Origin of the sequence: Acetobacter farinalis (assembly GCF_011516935.1) — a bacterium.
Lineage (GTDB): Bacteria > Pseudomonadota > Alphaproteobacteria > Acetobacterales > Acetobacteraceae > Acetobacter > Acetobacter farinalis.
Genome location: NZ_WOTF01000013.1, coordinates 40,067 through 58,082, shown reverse-complemented (window position 1 = coordinate 58,082; position 18,016 = coordinate 40,067). Strand labels below are relative to the sequence as shown.

The following is an 18,016-nucleotide window of genomic DNA, read 5'->3' as shown; positions in this document are numbered from 1 at the left end:
CTCAAACAGTTCCGCGCGATCGCAACCCGCTACGACAAGCTTAAATCAACCTTCCTCGCTGCGGTGCAGTTCGCCTCAATCATCATACTGCTTAACTGACGACACGCTGTAGGAAAATGAAGCCCATATCCAGAGGAGCTCTTTATGCAAAACTATTTTTTCCGCCGTAAGCTGTTCAGTGTATTCCTTACTCTTGCCTGTCTTGCTGCAGCAGTTCCTGTATGCGCAGCGGGTTCTGCACAGTCCGCACAAACATTCGTGCAGATGCTTGGCCGGCAGTGGATTGACATCATGAATGGCACGACGTCGCTTTCGGAAAAGAAGACGCAAATGCGCCCCTTTCTGGACCGAGCGGTGGATGTGGATGATGTCGCCCGTTACTGTTTGGGCACATATTGGCGCATCGCAACGCCCGGACAGAGGCTGCGGTATCTTGGTTTATTTCACGCCATCTTTACGAATTCGATTACAGAAAGGCTTGGTGACTATAGCAGGATAACGTTTACAATAGGCCGTGCCTCTGCCTTCGGTGAGGATATGGCCGTGGAGACTGTTATTACGCGCCCCAATCAGCCTGGTGCTAAGGTTCTGTGGATTGTCAAGCAGGCGAATGGCGATCCGAAAGTCGTGGATATGATCGCTGAAGGTGTAAGTTTGCGCTTAACGGAGAGACAGGATTATGTCTCTTTTATTGAACGGAATAACGGCAATATAGATATTCTGCTTCAGACATTGGCGCGCCAGCTCGCCCGGCACGGATAAGCTGGTCTGTCTGCACCTTCGGCGTGCCAGTGATGACTGGTAAGGATTATCGTGTAATCCCGGGGAGTCAGCATACGTGGCTTATCGTGTTGACCGTCTCGATAGCCAGAAATTCGAAAACGTTGCTGACGAGCTTCGGGAAAGAATGCGGACACTGAAGACCATTGCATCAATCCCTTACCGAAAGCAGAATGACGGCGATTATCAAATTCCAACGATGGAACTGAAGCCGGGCCTGGAAAAGCCAGAGGCGAGTGGCTTTGCACTTCATGTTCAGGCGGAATAAAGTTTTTTACTCGCGGTATGTTCTGTGAAGGCCGCTTTCGGACGGCCTTTTCTGTAAAACCGCCTGTCACGTCTTCCGTGTCCGGCATCGCCTGTCTGCTTCACGAATGTGAAGCAGAGCGGTGCGCTCTGGTGTTGTCAGGAAGCGGGGTGGTGGGAAGGGAGGGCTCTCTTGACTTACCAGCAGGCCCGCGCTTTGCTTTGACAAGGCATCGGGCATGAGCAGGGCTGGGCGTCTAAATAAAAAGAAAATCTATTTCAGTGCCTGAATTATTTTATGGCGATGTTCTAATGGAATTGATAATTTTAGGAATTCAATCGTGAAAGTTCCTGCCTTGTCCGGACTGGTTTCCTCATCACCCCTGAAATGGCTGGTTGCGGCAATCGCGGGATTGATTGTCGTGCTGCTTATCAATCCCTTTTATCAGATTTCCTCGGGATATTGCGGCATTCGCCTGAACTTTGGTTCTGTGCAGCCTGTGGCTCTCGACCCGGGGCTACATTTTGCCATACCGGTGTACCAGCGGATTGTGGCGGTTTCTACACAGCCGCAGACCATGTCTTCTGATGAACGGGCGGCAACGCATGACCTTCAGGATGTGCATACAACCGTCTCGGTCACGTTTCATATCAACCCGGTCGATGCGCCGGGCTTCTACCGCGATTTCCGTAATCTGGAGACACTGGGGCGGCGCATTGTCGGGCCAACAGTCTCGAATGATGTCAAAGCCATTACCGCCAACTATAATGCTGAGGAGCTTATCACCAAGAGAGATCTGGTGGACGGTCAGATCAAAGATCTGATTATCAAATCCCTGCTGCCGTATCATCTGAGCATTGAAGCCGTGAATACGGCCAACTTCGAGTTCTCTCGCGCTTATGCTCAGGCCATTGAAGCAAAGCAGGTTGCGCAGCAGCAGGCCTTGCAGGCACAATATACGCTTCAGCAGACCAGAATTTCCTCGCAGCAGCAGGTTGTTGAGGCGAAGGCACAGGCGGATGCCGCCGTTGCAACCGCTCAAGGGCAGGCGCAGGCTCTTCTGGTGACCTCGCAGGCGCAGGCCAAGGCAAACAGCGCATTATCACAATCCTTGACCCCGGCGCTTCTGCAACAGAAGGCGCTCGACCGGTGGAATGGAACGCTGCCGACTTATCTCAGTCCGGGCGCGCCGTTACCGTTTATCAGCAGCAACCCATTACAGGAAAAGTAAGCCGTATACGGGGTGTGGCCGGCAGGGGGGCGGGGATATCCCGCGCTCCACGTTGGACAGAACGGTCTTCGAAGGTGCTGGCCAAAGTGGCTGCTCTTTTATCAGGTGCATGAAGCCTCTCGACTTCTGGTGCGGATACTTCAGCCTGGCGCTATAGGCACGCGGGACGATTTCGGTCATCACGGGGGTGATGCAGCCCGGAAGCTGTTCATCTGACGCCATAGAGAGCGTGTTGTCTCAGATTATTTTTCTCTCATTCTGAAGGAGAGGAAAGAAGATCCCCATTTTTCTCATGCTGCCGGTTATGTTCTTTCATGATATCCGGGCGATGAGACACGCCCCAATCAGCCATTGACTGCATGACGGGGCGGAGTGTGTTGCCAAGTTCTGTCAGGCGATATTCTGTTTTTGGGGGAATGACGGGGTATTCCTTGCGGGAAATCAGCCCCCACGCTTCCAACTCGCGCAGTTCTTTTGTCAGGATACGATCGCTGATAGGGGGGCATGCCCTTCGTATTTCAGAGAAGCGCAGCGGTTCCTGCCGGATGATGGCCCATACGATACGGGCTTTCCAGCGGCCACTGAGAATTTTCGAGGTAAACGCGACAGGGCAGGGTGTGGTGAGTTGCATCATGAAACACTAACAAAAATATCCGCACTTGCAAAAAAGTAGGTCTGGCCACCTTGATACGTTCGGATTTTGACCCGGCAAGGGTCCTGTATGGGGAGAGAGTGTGTGATGAAAGCTGTTTGCGTTACGGAAACCCGTCAACTTGAAGTGCGTGATGTGCCAACCCCTGTGGATGTTCCGGAAGGGCATATTCTGGTGGATGTTGTTGCCGCGGCCATCAATCATGGGGACCGGTTTTTCCTGTCCGCGCCGATGAACAGTGCTGTGCTGAACGAGCGCCTTTATGGCATTTGGGGGGCTTCCGCTTCAGGCGTGGTGCGTTCCATCGGTCATGGCGTGCCGACCGAAGTTCTGGGGAAAAATGTGGCGCTTTATCGGTCGCTAACGCAGAGCCCCCATAGTATCGGGCTGTGGTCTGAGCGGGTGGTTGTCCCGTATACCTGCGCCCTGCGTCTCCCTGATACCGTCGATGCTGAAGAGTATTCAGGCTCTCTGGTCAATGCCATCACGGGCTATGCCTTTCTGGAAGAGGTGCTGGGGGAAGGGCATAAAGGTGTGATTGTTACGGCAGGGGCTTCCGCGACCGGGCGCGCCCTTGCGGCGATCGCGCAGCGGAGGAACATTCCCTTTATCTCTCTGGTGAGATCAGAAAAGGCGCAGGAAGAGCTGCGTGCTTCTGGTGTTGAACATGTGCTTGTGATCGGCTCGGAAGGGTTTGAGAACGATTTTGCCGTGCTTGCGGAACAGCTTGGTACAACTGCCGTTTTCGATGGTGTTGGCGGAGATTTGATAAATCGGATTGCCCCACTCCTGCCTGCCAGCAGCAGCATCTCGTTTTACGGGTTTCTGGGGGGTGCTGTGCCGGTTTCTGTATCGTCACGCCTGTTTATAGCAAAAGGCCTTTCCATGAAGGGTTTCAGTAATTTCAGAAGTGAAACAGTGAGGGACGTGTCAAAACTGCGTGCCGCGTTGGATGCTCTTTCTGCAATGATTGACGACCCCATGTTCAGGACGCGGTTGGGGCAGAGATTTACGTTTGATGAGATTGGAGAGGCAATGGCGTATGAACCGGCCTCTGGCGTAAAAGCGGTTTTGACGCCATCGCATGACCCTGCTGTAAACTGAAGAAACAGGATTTTCTCAGACACTTCCGGCAGGGATGAGTGCGGCGCGCGACAGAGATTACCCGGAAAACATGTTGTCTTCCACATTTCTGAGCCGTTGTGCATCCCGTGCCGGAGGCACACCGAACATGCGCCGGTATTCGCGGCTGAATTGGGATGGGCTGTCATATCCGACAGAAAAACCCGCTTCAGCGGCATCTACCGTGGCATTGAGAAGCTTCAGGCGCGCTTCCTGAAGGCGCAGGCGTGTGCGGTATTGCAAGGGGCTCATCATGGTCGCGGCGCGAAAATGCCGATGGAATGATGATGGGCTCATGCCCGCAATTTTCGCAACAGACGCAATATCGAAGGATTCCGCGTAATGGGTTCGGATCCACCCTATGGCCCGGTTGAGTTGGGAAAGGTTGGTACCCGCTGTGGCAATCTGCCGGAGCACATAGCCTTGTGGGCCGTGTAAAAGCCGGTACAGAAGCTCACGCACGAAGGCGCGCTGAAGGATGGGAATATCTTCCGGGTGTTCAAGCAGCCCCACAAGGCGGCTCACGGGGTCCAGAATCTCGTGAGTGAGCGCACTGACGGTCATGCAGGATGGGCAGGCCGCGTTATGGGAGGGAGGAACATCTTTCATTTCGAGCAGCAAGTCTGCAATCTGGGCGGGGTCCAGTGTCAGGCAGAGGGCCAGATAGGGCTTTTCCTGCGTTGCCTGAGTAATCTGCCCCGTCACCGGGAGGTCAACAGCGGTGACGAGATATTTGCTGGCATCGTAATCGAACAGCTTGTCACACAGCATGACCTGCTTTGAACCCTGCACGATCACACAGAAGCGGGGGTCGTAAATCACGTCCATGGGTGTTGTGGGGGCTTCGGCCCGAAACAACATCAGGCCCGGCACAAGAGTGCGGGTTGTTGGCGCAACGCAATGGCGGTCAATCGTGTTGCTAAGCCGTGACAAAAGATCCTGCATGAGAAGTGTTTCCGGTTTTTCGGTCAGTCACATAATCTATTGCATAGTTATGATCATGCCTGATCCATTCAGGGGTGCAAGAGGGGAGTTTGGTCGGATTGTGCAAGCATCTGATCGGATTGGGCATGTTTGGGCAGTTTGGTGCAGGTTCGTAGCGCTCAAAAGAGGCGGTTTAGCAGGGGCATCCCACGCTTTTTTGGAGGCGCAGAGTGGGGCTGCGTTCCTGCCTGGCAGGATTGTGCAAGTATCTGATCGAATTGCTCTACCGGTTGGGGCGTACAAAATTGCATGATCCGACCAAGCCCCGCACAGCGTTGATGCTCCCTCCCTGAGAACACTGGTCCCGGAGGAGCTGGAGCAGGCGTGGCGCGGTATCTTGTCATGGCGAAAAGCTTGCCGATTTGTCCGATGCACCCGGGTGCGCCGGACAAGCGGGGTACGGGTTTCGTGCTCCAAAGCCATCTGAAACAGAGACATTCAAATGGGGATCGTCGTCCTTGCGCTTCGACGGCCTTACACATTCCTTGTCGCAGGGATCCTGATCCTGCTTCTGGGCATTACGGCCGTCTTTCGAACATCTACCGATGTGTTTCCGAATATCGATATCCCGGTTGTGACCGTCGTCTGGTTTTATGACGGGCTGGACGCTGCTGAAACCGAAAAACGTATCAGTACTTATACAGAGTTCTCAAACAGCTTTTTCGTCAACAATCTCAGGACAATCGAGAGCCAGACAACGCCTGGCCTCGTTGTGGAAAAACTGTATTTCCAGCCCGGGGTTAATGTTGATCTGGCAATGGCCCAGACTGTTTCTGCAACAAACTCAATCCGGGCTTTTCTGCCGCCAGGAATTCAGCCCCCCATCATCATGCAGTACAGCGCATCCAGTGTGCCTGTTCTCCAGCTTTCCCTCTCTTCTGATAAACTGACGGAAAGTGATCTGTATGATTACGGGATCTATCGTATTCGCCAGCAGCTTGCGCCCATTCCCGGCACATTGTTGCCGCCGCCCTTTGGCGGCAAGATCCGTCAGGTCATGGTGGATATTGATGCCAACAAGCTTGCAGGCGTGGGGCTGACACCGCTGGATGTCTCCAATGCGATGAATGTCCAGAATCTGACACTGCCGGGTGGAACGGTAAAATTCGGCGCCACCCAGTATGATATCAGAATGAATGGCATGCCGGATGTTGCGGCGCGCCTGAACAGTGTTCCCCTGAAGCGTGATGAGAAAACAGGGGCGATAATCCGGGTTTCAGATGTGGCGCAGGTGCGCGATGGCACCGCCGTGCAGCAGAATGTCGTGCGTCGTGAGGGGCAGCGTTCGGTGCTACTGTCCGTCATGAAGGCAGGCAATGCCTCGACACTGGATGTGGTGAACGCCATTCGGAACGAGGTTCTGCCTGTTACGCGGGCGGCAGCTCCGGCGGGCATGAAAATCGAGGAACTGTTCGACCAGTCCCTGTTCGTCAAGGCGGCCATCAAGGGTGTTGCGTCTGAAGCCCTGATTGCAGGTTTGCTGACAGCTGCGATGATTCTTGCGTTCCTTGCAAGCTGGCGTTCGACCATTATTGTCGCCGTCTCCATTCCGCTGGCCATTCTCTCCTCCATTGCCGTGCTTTCATGGACCGGAGAGACACTGAACCTGATGACACTGGGCGGGCTGGCACTTGCTGTCGGTATTCTGGTGGATGATGCGACGGTCACGATCGAGAATATCCACCGTGTGCGTCACGACGGCGTGGAACTGCGGCAGGCCGTGCTCAGGGGGGCTGCGGAAATTGCTCTTCCGACACTGGTTTCGACGCTGGCCATCTCCAGCGTGTTCGTTTCGGTCGAATTTCTGGTTGGCCCTTCGCGCTTTCTTTTTACGCCCATGGCGCTTGCCGTTGTGTATGCCATGCTTGCGTCCTACGCCATCAGCCGGACACTGGTGCCGATTTTCGCAGCACTTTTGCTGCGTTCTGAGGAAGAGCATGCCGCACGCCGCCGTGAAGCGGGCCTGCCTCCTGGTCCAATCGCGCGGTTTGGGGTGGCTTTTGACCGCCAGTTTGAACGCCTGCGCGAGACTTATGTGCGCACCCTGCGGGGTCTTATTGCGAGCAGATGGAAAGCCCCCGCATTCGCCGGGATTATCGTTGTGGTTGCCGCTGGCCTTGCAACGCAGGTTGGTCAGGATTTCTTCCCGACAATCGATGCAGGTGAGTTCAAGCTGCATGTTCGTGCGCCCGAGGGCACGCGTATAGAAAGCACCGAACATCTGTTCGATCAGGTTGAAGATGTGATCCGAGAAATCGTGCCTGAGAACGAACGGGCTCTGATGCTTGATAACATCGGCATTCCTTTCCGGTATTCCATGCCTTTTGATGATGGCACCACGGTTGGACCGAATGACGGGCAGATCATGGTGGAGCTGAAGGAAGGGCATCGCCCGACCGGAGAGTATATCCGCACCTTGCGGACGGAACTGGCCCGCCGCTTCCCGCAGTGCGTGTTCTATTTCCAGCCCGCCGATATCATCACCCAGATTCTGAACTTTGGCCTGCCGGCACAGGTGGATATCCGTATTTCCGGGTATGATGCGGTCAATAACCGCAAGGTCATGCAGGAAGTGCGGGAGGAAGTCGCGCGTATTCCCGGCCTGGTGGACGTGCATCTGCACCAGCAGATTGCGGCACCCGAACTTGCCGTGGACATTGACCGCGAGCGCGCTCTGGATCTGGGCCTGACGCTGAATGACGTTGCGCGTAATGTGATGGTGTCTCTGGCCTCATCCAACACGGTGACACCGAATTTCTGGGTTGATCCGGCTTCGGGTATTCAGTATCCGCTTGCAGTGCAGACGCCGCAGTATCGGGTCAATAACCTTGGGGACCTGCGTAACACGGTTATTGCGGATGCAAGCGGCAGCCAGCATTCCTCCATCCTGCTGAACAATGTTGCCACCATCACGCGTGGCACGGCCCAGAATGTCATTTCACACAGCAATATCCAGCCAACGCTGGATGTGGACGCCAGTGCGGAAGGGCGTGATCTGGGGAGCATCGCCCGGGCGATTGATCAGGTGATTGCGCGCCATCGCGGTGAGCTTACAGCCGGAAACACGATCTCCGTTCAGGGGCAGATCGAGAGCATGCATTCCGCGTTTACCCGGCTGGGTATCGGTCTGATGGTTGCGGCTGTTGCGGTCTATCTGCTGATGGCGGTGAACTTCCAGTCCTTCATGGACCCGTTCGTGGTCGTGCTCGGCCTCCCGGGGGCGATGTGCGGGATTGTGTTCATGCTGTTTGTTACGGGAACAACCTTCTCTGTTCCCTCCCTGATGGGCGCGATCATGAGTGTGGGGGTGGCCAGCGCCAATTCGATCCTGCTGGTGACTTTCGCCAAGGAACGGCGCGCGGACGGGCTGAGTGCCGCCGAGGCTGCCATCGCGGCAGGGCAGGCACGCCTGCGCCCCATTCTGATGACATCCCTCGCGATGATTATCGGCATGTTGCCCATGTCTCTGGGGCTTGGGGACGGAGGCGAGCAGAACGCACCGCTTGGGCGCGCCGTGATTGGTGGCCTGATGGTGGGCACCTGCGCCACGCTGTTCATTGTGCCCTGGCTCTATACGCGCCTGAGAAAACGAGAAAGCCGCATTCTTGAGGAATACAGTCATGTCTGAACCCCACCTCTCTTCGCCCGATATCCATGAAGAACGGCGCGGCCTGCCGGTAACACCCCTTATCGTTCTGGGGGCTGTTCTCCTGCTGGGGTATGGTGTTTATGCGCATAGCGCGCGGGGCAATGCCGTCCGTGCGCTGGCGCAGACCCGCCAGAACCAGACCCCTGATGTCAGTTTCATGATGGTTCACAGGGAAGCAAAGCCGGTTATCCTTGATCTTCCGGGGGAGACAGTTCCCCTCGAAACAGCAGCCATCGGCGCGCGGGCCTCGGGCTATATTGCTGAGCGGCGCGTGGATATCGGGGCGCATGTGAAAGCGGGAGACGTTCTGGCGATCATTCGTGCGCCGGAACTGGACCGTCAGGAAGCGCGCGCAAAAGCCACCCTTGAGCAGGCCCGCGCCAATCTGGAACTTGCCCGGGTTACGGCACGGCGGACTGGCGGGCTTGTGGGCGGAGGGGCTGTCAGCAAGCAGAATTTCGATGCGGACCGTATTACCCAGCAGGCGCAGAATGCCGCACGTCTCGCGGCAGATGCGGCTTTGGCGGAAAGCGCACAGCGGCAGGCGTACACAACGGTAACATCCCCGTTCGATGGGGTGGTGACGGTGCGTAATGTTGAGGTGGGTGATCTTGTGAGTGCGGATAACACGCAATCCGCTCCGCTGTTTGTTGTGGCCCGCACCGACCGCCTGCGTGTTCGCGTGCCGGTGCCGCAGGAAGAGGCCGGAGCCGTGCAGGTGGGAACGCCCGCCAGCTTGACTGTTCCAGATCGCCCCGGAGCAAAATTTACAGGCACCGTGACGCGGACAGGGCACGCGCTGGATCGGGGGAGCCGCATGCTTCCGGTGGAAATCGAACTGGATAACCGGGACGGAAAGCTTGCCGCGGGGGTCTATGGAGCCATCCACTTTGAGCTGCCACGTCTGGTTCCAACCATTCTCATCCCAACGGAAGCCTTGATCTATAATGCGCATGGCTTGTCCGTCGCGACGGTGGAGGGGGAGAACCGCCTGCGTTTTCATGCGGTTACGGTCGGGCGCGATTATGGAGACCGGATTGAAATCCAGACCGGCCTGCCCGATGACAGCCGGCTTGTCCTGCATCCCCCTTCAGCCCTGAAGGATGGCCAGACGGTTGCCCCTCGTGATGTCAACGCTGCGAAGGGGGCGTGAGGATGCGTTTTTCCATCAGCCCGCTGACGATCTTGGCGGCCCTGCTGCTCAGCAGTTGCACGATGATCCCCGATTATCACCGGCCCGCCGCACCGGTTGCAAAAGCATGGCCGAATGAGGGCTCTGCAACGAAAGGGGCAGAGACGGCCAGCCTTGATAACTGGCGGACATTCTACCGGGACCCGGTTCTGCAAACGCTGATCGAGACGGCACTGGCGAACAATCGGGATCTCCAGATTGCCCAGCATCAGGTCGAGGCGTCCAGCGCACAGTTCGATATTGAAAATGCGGCACTTTTCCCTGCCCTGAACGGAACCGCGGGCGCGAATGTCCAGAAAATGAACTCCCGGATCTGGAGCCTCTCTCAGGGCAATGGTCCGTTCTATATGCGGCAATATGCGGTGGGCTTCGGTATTTCGGCTTACGAGGTGGATTTGTGGGGGCGGATCAGGTCCGCTTCCCGTGCATCGTTTGATCGGTACGTGTCTGACGCATTGGGGCGTGAAAGCATGCGCCTGAGTGTCATTGCGAGTGTTTCCACGGCAATGCTCAACTGGGTGGCCAATAATCAGGCGCTTCAGGTCACGCGCAATGTGCTTGAAAACCGGCGGCACACCTATGCTCTGGTGCAACAGACAGCGCAGGTCGGCACCGGCACCCAGCTTGATGTTGCCGAAGCGGAAGCCGCACTGCGGGATGCCGAGAGCACGCTTCAGGTCTATACGCGCCAGCGGGAGCAGGCGATGAACCAGCTTGAACTGCTGGTTGGCTCTCCCCTGAGCCCGACCACGCGCGCGGAGCTGGAGCGTAAGTCTTCTCTTGAAGATGTTGTGCCTTTTCCGGATGTGCCGGAAGGGCTGCCATCTGACATGATTGCCCGTCGGCCTGATATCCTCTCGGCCGAGCAGGCGTTACGCGCGGCCAATGACGATATCGGTGCGGCCCGCGCCGAGTTTTTCCCAAAAATCCAGATCACGGCGGCAAACGGCACAGCCAGCAACAATATCACCCGGCTTTTTCAGAGTGGCATGGGAGCCTGGAACGTTGCCCCCCAGATCACGGTGCCGCTCTTTGATGCAGGGCGTCTGACAGCGGAGCTTCATCAGGCGAAAGCCCGCAAGAAGGAAGAAATCTCCCGTTATGAGAAGGCCGTGCAAACAGCCTTCCGTGAAGTGGCGGATGCCCTCTCCGGACGCGCTACCTATCTGGGGCAGCTTGCGGCACAGGCCGCGCTTGTACACGCCAGCACACGCCAGTACGATCTGGCTCTGGCGCGGTTCCGGGGCGGGTATGATCCTTATCTTGAAACACTGGTCGCGCAACGCACACTGTACGATGCCCAGCTTGGCGCGATTACAACCCAGCTTCAGCAGATGTCCAACACAGTGACACTTTACAAAACACTGGGTGGGGGATGGAGCGAGACACTTGCCCCCCGGAAGGATGCTATCGTCAATCACCTGCTGTGAGGTGTGGCTGTTCATCCGCCGCAGTGACAACAGGTGTGAGTGAACGGAGGTGGGTTTCGGCCCACCTTCAGGCTCCTATACGCGCTAATATAAAAGATGCGTCTGACGCAGCGCGCGGAAGCGAGTCAGGTCTCTCGCCCAGGTGGCTTCCAGTGCCGGGGCGTCCGCCCCTTTATCCAGCAGGGGGCGGAGCAGATGGCTGCCGCAAAGCTGGTCGAATGTCTTGCCGTCTCCCCGCCAGAAGGAGGGGCCTGCCAGCCTGCGTGCGGTGCTCAGCAGGGTCATGCCTGTGGCTACGGGGTCAAACTGCGCGCGGTTCATAACGGCGCAATGAAGCCCGTGCAGCAATGTGTTTTTGAACGGGTCGGCCAATGGGGTGAACCACACATCCTGGAAGGCAGCGCCCGCACAGCCCGCGGCTGTGGCCTGCTCCGCCCAGATGCGGCCATCCACGCCAGAACTGCCCAGATACTGGAACGGCATGGTGGTGCCACGCCCCACGGAAAAGGATGTCCCTTCAAACAGGCAGGTGCCCGGGTAGGAGAGCGCTGTCAGAGGAGTGGGCATATTGGGGCTTGGCGGACACCATGTGAGGCCGGTGTCTTCAAAGAACATCTCGCGCGTCCAGCCTTGCATGCGCACCACGTCCAGTGTGGCGGCTTTGTCGGCCAGTGCGGGAATGAAGGCGGCATTGAACAGCAAGGCCAGTTCCGCCACGGTCATGCCGTGGCGCAGGGCAATGGGGGCTCGCCCCACGAAGGAAGAAAGGGTCGGGTCCAGCACCGGGCCTGATGCATCCCTGCCGGATATGGGGTTGGGGCGGTCCAGCACCAGCATTGGCAGGCCAAGCTGTGCGCTGGCGACCATACAGTCGAACAGGGTCCAGATATAAGTGTAAAACCGGGAACCTGTATCCTGAATATCAAAAACAAGGAGAGTAATTCCAGATTTTTTCAGGATGGTTTTCAGGGGCTCTCCAGTCTTGGCATAGATATCATAGACCGTGCAGCCCGTTTGCGGGTCCTGCGCTTGCGGTTCGGAAAATCCTTCACGCATGGAGCCGCGAAAACCGTGCTCCGGCCCGAAAACCGCCTGCATCTGCACGGAGGGGGCTTCATGCAGGCAGTCTACAATAGAGCGTAGGCTGGCATCCACGCTGGCCACGTTGGCAATAACCCCGACCCTGTGCCCTTTGAGGGGCGCATACTGGTCTTCACGAAGCTTTTCGAAGCCGGTTTTCACAGGACGAAGACGCTGTGCCGGGCAGGGGGTGGCATGCGCTGTGCTGCTGCCGGCGAGAAATGCTGCGCCAAGCCCTGTGGCAGCCTGAGATGCGCGGAGAGCCAGAGTGCGGCGGCTGAGAGAGCTCAAGATTTCGGCCTTATTCTGCAATACGGCACCAAGTATGCCGCCACGCGGGCAGAGGGACAACACGGGAGAGGGGCGTCTGTCTTTCAATTTTGTTGTGGTGTGTTAACAGTGTGTTGTCACATCATGACGACTCTCATCCTGTTGTGCCGTATGGATTGCATGGTGCACCCGAACAGTGCAGGCCGTGTGCGCTTCAGGAACACCGTGGTAACAGGAAGGATGAAACGCCCATCATGCGTTTACGTCAGATCGAAGTTTTTTATGCGATCATGTCCACGGGCTCCCTACGTCGTGCAGCCGAGGTTTTGCATGTCTCACAGCCTGCGGCCAGCAAGGTGCTGCGTTATGCGGAGCAGTCTCTGGGGTTTGCGCTGTTTGAGCGTACGGGGGGCAGGCTGGTGCCCACGCGGGAAGCACGGATCATGCTGCCCCACATCAACACAATTTTTGAAAAAATTTCCGATCTCAAGAGATTAACGGAAAACTTGCGTTATGCGCGGGATGGGCACGCCATCAGTATCGGGTGCGTGCCAAGTCTAGGGTTGAGTGTCGTGCCACGGGTAATCCAGCGGTATCACGCTGCGCACCCGGGGAATGAACTCACAATTGATACCCTGCACGGGCCGGAGATTGTCTCCCGTATTCTCAATCATGATCTTGATCTGGGGATTGTTTTTGGCACGTATGAGAAGCAGGGTCTTACCGCAAACCACATAGCGGATGTACCCCTTGTGCTGATAGATCTGAACGCCACGCAAGGCCCGGTGGCGTTGGAGGATATTGATCCGGCCCGCTATATTGGCCTCAGCGAGAATGACCCTACCGCCCGTCTGCTGGATATGGCGTGGGAGGAAGCAGGGCTTGCAACCGTGCCGGTTCTACGGGTGCGCACGCACTACATGGCGGCAGAACTGGTAAGGCTTGGAGGAGGCTGCGCCATTGTGGACGGGCTGACAGCCCGGCACCATCATGGTCTGCCTGCCCCCGTTTCGCTCAAGCCCGCTCTGGGAATGGCCTGCACGGTGCTCTTCAGGGCAGATTATGCACTCTCGCATATCTCACGCGATATTCTCGCACTTCTTAAAGAAGAGATCAAAAATGATCTCGCAGGGCTGCCTGCCCTGTAGTGCGCAGGGCAGGCGGTCTGGCATGGTCAGGACAGCCCCTTAACCGTTGGCTAATGTCGTGTGACGTTTTTGACATGGACAACCCCCATTTTTCTTCAGACCATTGCGAAATCGTATTTACATGGCAATGCGGGCTGGAAAGGGGCGTGGTATGCGTGGGTCAGGGGCTTACAAAAAGAGGCTGCTTTTTCTTGGTATTTCAGCGTTCTGTTACGGGTGGACGACTGAGGCCCACGCGCAGATCATTTCCCTGCCTGGTACCACCACGGGCAAAGCCATTACCAACAAGACATCCAAAAATTCCGTTTCTTCCGTAAAAACAAACGGGAAGGATGAAGCGATTACAGTAGTGGGCACGCATCTTGGCGCCGCGGAAACGGCCGAGGTTCAGCCGGTTACTGTCATTACGAGCGAGCAGATCCAGCAATCTTCCTCCATGACGACCGGCGATATTTTCGCACACATTCCGTCTATGGGATTTTCGGGGAACACCTATAGCAACGCTGGTGGCTCATGCCTGAATATCCGCAGTCTTGGAACAGCCCGCACGCTGGTTCTGGTTGATGGCCACCGTATGGTCAATGGCAATGGCGCGGTCGATTGCCCGGACGTGAACAGTATTGTTCCTGCCATGATTGATCGTATTGAAATCCTGAAAGACGGGTCTTCAACAACATATGGTTCTGATGCAATTGCAGGTGTTGTCAATATTATTCTGAAGAAGAATTTTACAGGCACAACACTGACCGCGAATGGCGGAATCAGCGAGTATGGAGATGATCAAACCACGGCACTCACCGCAGCGCACGGGTTTAATTTCATGCATGACCGAGGCAATTTCACGATTGCCGGGTCCTATAACTATCAGGCTCCCATGGCGGCTGATCAGCGCAAATGGGCCATGCAGGAAGCGAAAGTTAATAACCCGCCGGGTGAAGACCAGTATTACGGGTCCCAATATGGCGCACTGCCGGTCTATGCGGCCCTGAATGGCGGCCATCCCCTCGCTGCGTCCAGTGATGGTGTTGCGCACTCCGTTATTTCTGACGGAAACGGTGGATACAGGCCGTACAAATGGAGTGATAACTACGATTACTCCAAAGATAACCAGATTATAGCGGAACAGCAGGTCGGTTCTTTGGCCTCAACAGGGCATTTTGACGTCAACAGCAATCTTCAGCTTTATATGACGGCAAACTATAGCCATACGCATACGGCAAGCACGGGCACGCCGATGTATATCGCGACACCCGCCACAACGCTCACCGGGAATTCAGGCGCCATGGTTGTGCCGGCCGGTGTTCCGGGAAATCCGTTTGGTTCAGATGTGGCGCTATATCAGCGCATGTTCGGTATTGGCCGTGAATATGGGTACGAGAACATTGATTACTACCAGTTGACAGGCGGGGCGCGGGGAACATTACCGCACACGCATGGCTGGACGTATGACTTCTTCTTCTCCTACGGCAAAACCACGACAGAGGATAAAGGAACCGGGAGAGTGAACTGGCGCAATATGGAAAATGCGCTTGGCTTTCATCAGACAGGTGGCGCGGGATCCACTGAAGGATATTATGATCCCAACCTGTGTACCAATACGCCCGGTTGCGCGCCGTATAATCCGTTTACAGGCAGCATGACGCGTGCGGCGGCAAATTATATCGGGTTTACAGACGTCTATCCGTCCGCTCAGGAAATGCGCGATGTGCAGTTTACGGTTGCCAACAAGCATCTGGCGCGTCTGCCCTATGGTCCTCTGGGTATTGCACTGGGTGTGGAGCACCGGGGTCTGGATGGCTATTGGCATTCTTCCTGGCAGGACAGGCAGGGTTTGAATTCCAATCAGGTCCGCGGTGATACAGGGGGTGGATACAATGTTACGGAAGTGTTTGGTGAGCTGAGCATTCCCCTGTTGCGCAATCTGCCTGCGGTCAAGGCTCTGAATGCCGAGGTGTCAGGAAGATTTTCAAATTATAATACATTCGGGCAGGCCTATAACTGGCATGCTGGACTGATTTATGCACCGACGGATGATATTAAATTCCGGGCCAATATCGCAACGGGGTTCAGGGCGCCGACCATTCAGGATCTTTACAAGGCAAAAGTCATCAGCCTGACTGGCACGCGTGATCCGTGCGCGTATATTTCCACCTATCCAAGTGCTGTTCAGGGCGTGATAGCCTCAAACTGTCAGGCACAAGGGATTAATCCCAACACATTCAAGCAAACGAATGGCTCCCTGAAATATGAAACGGGGGGGAATATCAACCTTACACCCGAGATGTCGAGAACCTATACGATCGGTTCTATCCTTACGCCCCGATTTATACCGGGCTTTACCGCAACAGTGGACTATTTCCATACGCATATTACGGAAACAATCGGCTATCCCTCGCTCTCTACCGAACTCAACGGGTGTTATGAAAGCACGGGTCTGTCCAGCAGCTACTGCTCCATTCTCAATGGGCGGGATGTGAACGGGCAGCTGTATCCAGTAGCGCGTCTGCATGAAAATACCGGGGCGTTTATTGAGGATGGTCTTGATATCAATGCCTCCTATCAGGTTCCGATTGACTATAATAATGCATTGTCATTTGGGGCGGATATTCAGGACATCATGTCCTACAAGGCGCAGAGTCAGGATGGCCAACCCCTCATCTCCTATTTGAGCACGGATGCGGGGGTGCCCAAGTGGGTTGCCAATGGTTCAGCAACATTCACGCACGGACCTTGGAGTGTAACCTACATGCTCCGATTTATTGACGGGTTCACATATTATCCGGGCACGTCTTACGGGCCTACAGTTTCGGAATGGTGGAAAACCAATCAGGCATGGTACCATGACCTTATGCTGACGTATCATGGAGACATGTATAACGTGACAGCCGGTGTCAAAAACCTTGCTGGCCGTGATCCGAATTTCTACGCGAATGGCGATTATAATACATCTCCCGGCATGTATGATTATACAGGTCGCTATGTTTATCTGAAGGCACAGGTTCATTTCTAGGTCTGGAATAGAGGCGGAGGCCATCCAGCCTTCGCTCTCCTCCCGCATTGTGTCTGTTGACATCCTGCGGGGGGTGACTGTCGTCTTCATGATTATTGTCAATAATCCGGGAGACTGGAGCAAAATCTGGCCTCCTTTGGAGCATGCTGCATGGAATGGGTGTACTCCTGCGGATCTTGTTTTTCCGTTCTTTCTTTTTCTCATGGGATGCGTCATTCCGTTTGCGTTTGACAGACGCCTGAAGGAAGGAGCGCGGCGCGGGCAGGTGATGGCTCATATCGCCTGGCGTGGTCTCGCACTGGTGGGACTGAAACTCCTGCTTAGCCTGTATCCATTTTTTCATTTCAGCCATTTGCGCTTCTTTGGTGTTCTGACACGCATAGCCCTCTGTTATGTCACGGTGGCGGGGCTTTATGTCTGTTCACGCAGGACCGGCTTTCTCTTGTCCGTTATGGGTGGCTGCCTGCTGGGGTACTGGGGCATGCTGTATGCCATTCCTGTTCCGGGTCTGGGGTGGCCGGGGCATGATTTTGCGTTTCTTGACCCTGAGAAAAATCTGGCGGCGTGGCTGGACCGGGAATTTTCCGGGTGGTGCCAGGCGTGGCTGCATACGGGAGTTTTGTACGAGAAAACATGGGACCCGGAAGGATTTCTGAGCACAATACCGGCTGTTGCCACCACCTTGTCCGGCGTGATGGCGGGCCAGATTTTCAGAAGGCGGGATATCCCCGCAGCCCGCAGGCCCTGGCTGTTTATGTGTGCCGGGATGTGCAGCACTCTTCTGGGAGTGTTGTGGGGAACTGTTTTCCCGCTTAACAAATCCCTGTGGACAAGCTCTTTTGTGCTGTTCACATCCGGGATTGCGCTGTGCAGCCTGAGCCTGTGTGACTATGCGTTCGATGTGCGGGAGATTCAGAAAAGCAATGTCGTTGCACGGTATGGTACGGAATTTTTCAGGATATTCGGCATGAATGCAGTCTTTGCCTTCCTCTTTTCAGGGGCTGTGGCAAAAACGCTCCTCGCGCTGCCATCTCCCTCTGGCGGGAGTGTGTCCCTGCAGGGGTGGCTCTATCAGGCTGTACGGGCAGGCTGTCCGTCTACCGCATTTACCTCCTTTCTGTTTTCCGGCGCTTTTCTCATGGTTGTTTTTGCGCCACTTTATGTTCTCTCTCGTAAAAACATCCTTATCAAACTCTAGTTTCCTTCAAATGTTCTTCAGGC

13 protein-coding genes and 1 pseudogene are annotated in these 18,016 nt (G+C 55.8%); 11 read left to right on the top strand and 3 right to left on the bottom strand.

What is annotated here, in order from left to right; genetic code table 11:
• The 4 genes and pseudogenes from GOB82_RS09960 to GOB82_RS09945 all read left to right on the top strand — a co-directional run.
• Positions 1 to 99: pseudogene (locus GOB82_RS09960) on the top strand (IS5/IS1182 family transposase); the annotation flags it as partial.
• A 45-nt stretch (positions 100 to 144) separates the two neighbouring features.
• On the top strand, positions 145 to 762 hold the full coding sequence (locus tag GOB82_RS09955; protein ID WP_166122639.1) for an MlaC/ttg2D family ABC transporter substrate-binding protein: 618 nt from the start codon (positions 145 to 147) through the stop codon (positions 760 to 762).
• A 76-nt stretch (positions 763 to 838) separates the two neighbouring features.
• Positions 839 to 1,048: a hypothetical protein gene (locus GOB82_RS09950; protein WP_242007328.1), complete on the top strand. Its 210-nt coding sequence runs from the start codon at positions 839 to 841 to the stop codon at positions 1,046 to 1,048.
• Between the two features lie 319 nt (positions 1,049 to 1,367).
• On the top strand, positions 1,368 to 2,258 hold the full coding sequence (locus tag GOB82_RS09945; RefSeq protein ID WP_166122637.1) for an SPFH domain-containing protein: 891 nt from the start codon (positions 1,368 to 1,370) through the stop codon (positions 2,256 to 2,258).
• 253 nt (positions 2,259 to 2,511) lie between these two features.
• On the opposite strand, the gene GOB82_RS09940 is transcribed toward GOB82_RS09945, so the two are convergent.
• The gene (locus tag GOB82_RS09940; RefSeq protein ID WP_166122635.1) at positions 2,512 to 2,892 is read right to left on the bottom strand and encodes a winged helix-turn-helix transcriptional regulator; all 381 of its coding nucleotides are present in this window, start codon (positions 2,890 to 2,892) and stop codon (positions 2,512 to 2,514) included.
• Positions 2,893 to 2,994: 102 nt separating this feature from the next.
• Here GOB82_RS09940 and GOB82_RS09935 point away from each other — a divergent pair, with 102 nt between their 5' ends.
• A complete protein-coding gene (locus GOB82_RS09935) occupies positions 2,995 to 4,014 on the top strand; it encodes a quinone oxidoreductase family protein (protein ID WP_198911966.1) in 1,020 nt (339 codons plus the stop codon).
• A gap of 57 nt (positions 4,015 to 4,071) precedes the next feature.
• Here the strand turns inward: GOB82_RS09935 and GOB82_RS09930 are convergent, their stop codons facing one another.
• The gene (locus GOB82_RS09930) at positions 4,072 to 4,977 is read right to left on the bottom strand and encodes an AraC family transcriptional regulator (protein WP_166122633.1); all 906 of its coding nucleotides are present in this window, start codon (positions 4,975 to 4,977) and stop codon (positions 4,072 to 4,074) included.
• Between the two features lie 481 nt (positions 4,978 to 5,458).
• On the opposite strand from GOB82_RS09930, the gene GOB82_RS09925 reads away from it, so the two are divergent.
• The 3 genes from GOB82_RS09925 to GOB82_RS09915 are packed head-to-tail and all read left to right on the top strand — an operon-like array spanning position 5,459 to position 11,287.
• Positions 5,459 to 8,644, top strand: coding sequence for an efflux RND transporter permease subunit (locus tag GOB82_RS09925; RefSeq protein WP_166122631.1), 3,186 nt, complete (start codon positions 5,459 to 5,461; stop codon positions 8,642 to 8,644).
• The gene (locus tag GOB82_RS09920; RefSeq protein ID WP_166122629.1) at positions 8,637 to 9,818 is read left to right on the top strand and encodes an efflux RND transporter periplasmic adaptor subunit; all 1,182 of its coding nucleotides are present in this window, start codon (positions 8,637 to 8,639) and stop codon (positions 9,816 to 9,818) included. The genes GOB82_RS09925 and GOB82_RS09920 overlap by 8 nt, the downstream gene beginning before the upstream one ends.
• 2 nt (positions 9,819 to 9,820) lie before the next feature.
• Positions 9,821 to 11,287 carry an efflux transporter outer membrane subunit gene (locus tag GOB82_RS09915; protein WP_166122627.1) on the top strand — a complete coding sequence of 489 codons (1,467 nt, stop codon included), beginning with the start codon at positions 9,821 to 9,823 and terminating at the stop codon, positions 11,285 to 11,287.
• 84 nt (positions 11,288 to 11,371) lie between these two features.
• Here the strand turns inward: GOB82_RS09915 and GOB82_RS09910 are convergent, their stop codons facing one another.
• Positions 11,372 to 12,658 (bottom strand): exo-beta-N-acetylmuramidase NamZ family protein, encoded by a 1,287-nt coding sequence (locus tag GOB82_RS09910; RefSeq protein WP_166122625.1) that lies wholly within the window; start codon positions 12,656 to 12,658, stop codon positions 11,372 to 11,374.
• 233 nt (positions 12,659 to 12,891) lie between these two features.
• On the opposite strand from GOB82_RS09910, the gene GOB82_RS09905 reads away from it, so the two are divergent.
• The 3 genes from GOB82_RS09905 (at position 12,892) to GOB82_RS09895 (ending at position 17,993) form a co-directional block, all read left to right on the top strand.
• Complete coding sequence (locus tag GOB82_RS09905; RefSeq protein WP_166122623.1) at positions 12,892 to 13,785, top strand: LysR family transcriptional regulator; 894 nt, start codon at positions 12,892 to 12,894, stop codon at positions 13,783 to 13,785.
• Positions 13,786 to 13,936: 151 nt separating this feature from the next.
• Positions 13,937 to 16,795 (top strand): TonB-dependent receptor domain-containing protein, encoded by a 2,859-nt coding sequence (locus GOB82_RS09900; protein WP_166122621.1) that lies wholly within the window; start codon positions 13,937 to 13,939, stop codon positions 16,793 to 16,795.
• A 49-nt stretch (positions 16,796 to 16,844) separates the two neighbouring features.
• Positions 16,845 to 17,993 (top strand): heparan-alpha-glucosaminide N-acetyltransferase domain-containing protein, encoded by a 1,149-nt coding sequence (locus tag GOB82_RS09895; RefSeq protein ID WP_166122619.1) that lies wholly within the window; start codon positions 16,845 to 16,847, stop codon positions 17,991 to 17,993.
• Positions 17,994 to 18,016: the final 23 nt, after the last annotated feature.

Excerpts from the sequence above, each read along its gene's own strand:
- GOB82_RS09955 (WP_166122639.1), top strand. The coding sequence starts at position 145 with ATGCAAAACTATTTTTTCCGCCGTAAGCTGTTCAGTGTATTCCTTACT.
- GOB82_RS09905 (WP_166122623.1), top strand. The coding sequence starts at position 12,892 with ATGCGTTTACGTCAGATCGAAGTTTTTTATGCGATCATGTCCACGGGC.
- GOB82_RS09900 (WP_166122621.1), top strand. The coding sequence starts at position 13,937 with ATGCGTGGGTCAGGGGCTTACAAAAAGAGGCTGCTTTTTCTTGGTATT.
- GOB82_RS09920 (WP_166122629.1), top strand. The coding sequence starts at position 8,637 with ATGTCTGAACCCCACCTCTCTTCGCCCGATATCCATGAAGAACGGCGC.
- GOB82_RS09930 (WP_166122633.1), bottom strand. The coding sequence starts at position 4,977 with ATGCAGGATCTTTTGTCACGGCTTAGCAACACGATTGACCGCCATTGC.
- GOB82_RS09925 (WP_166122631.1), top strand. The coding sequence starts at position 5,459 with ATGGGGATCGTCGTCCTTGCGCTTCGACGGCCTTACACATTCCTTGTC.
- GOB82_RS09940 (WP_166122635.1), bottom strand. The coding sequence starts at position 2,892 with ATGATGCAACTCACCACACCCTGCCCTGTCGCGTTTACCTCGAAAATT.
- GOB82_RS09915 (WP_166122627.1), top strand. The coding sequence starts at position 9,821 with ATGCGTTTTTCCATCAGCCCGCTGACGATCTTGGCGGCCCTGCTGCTC.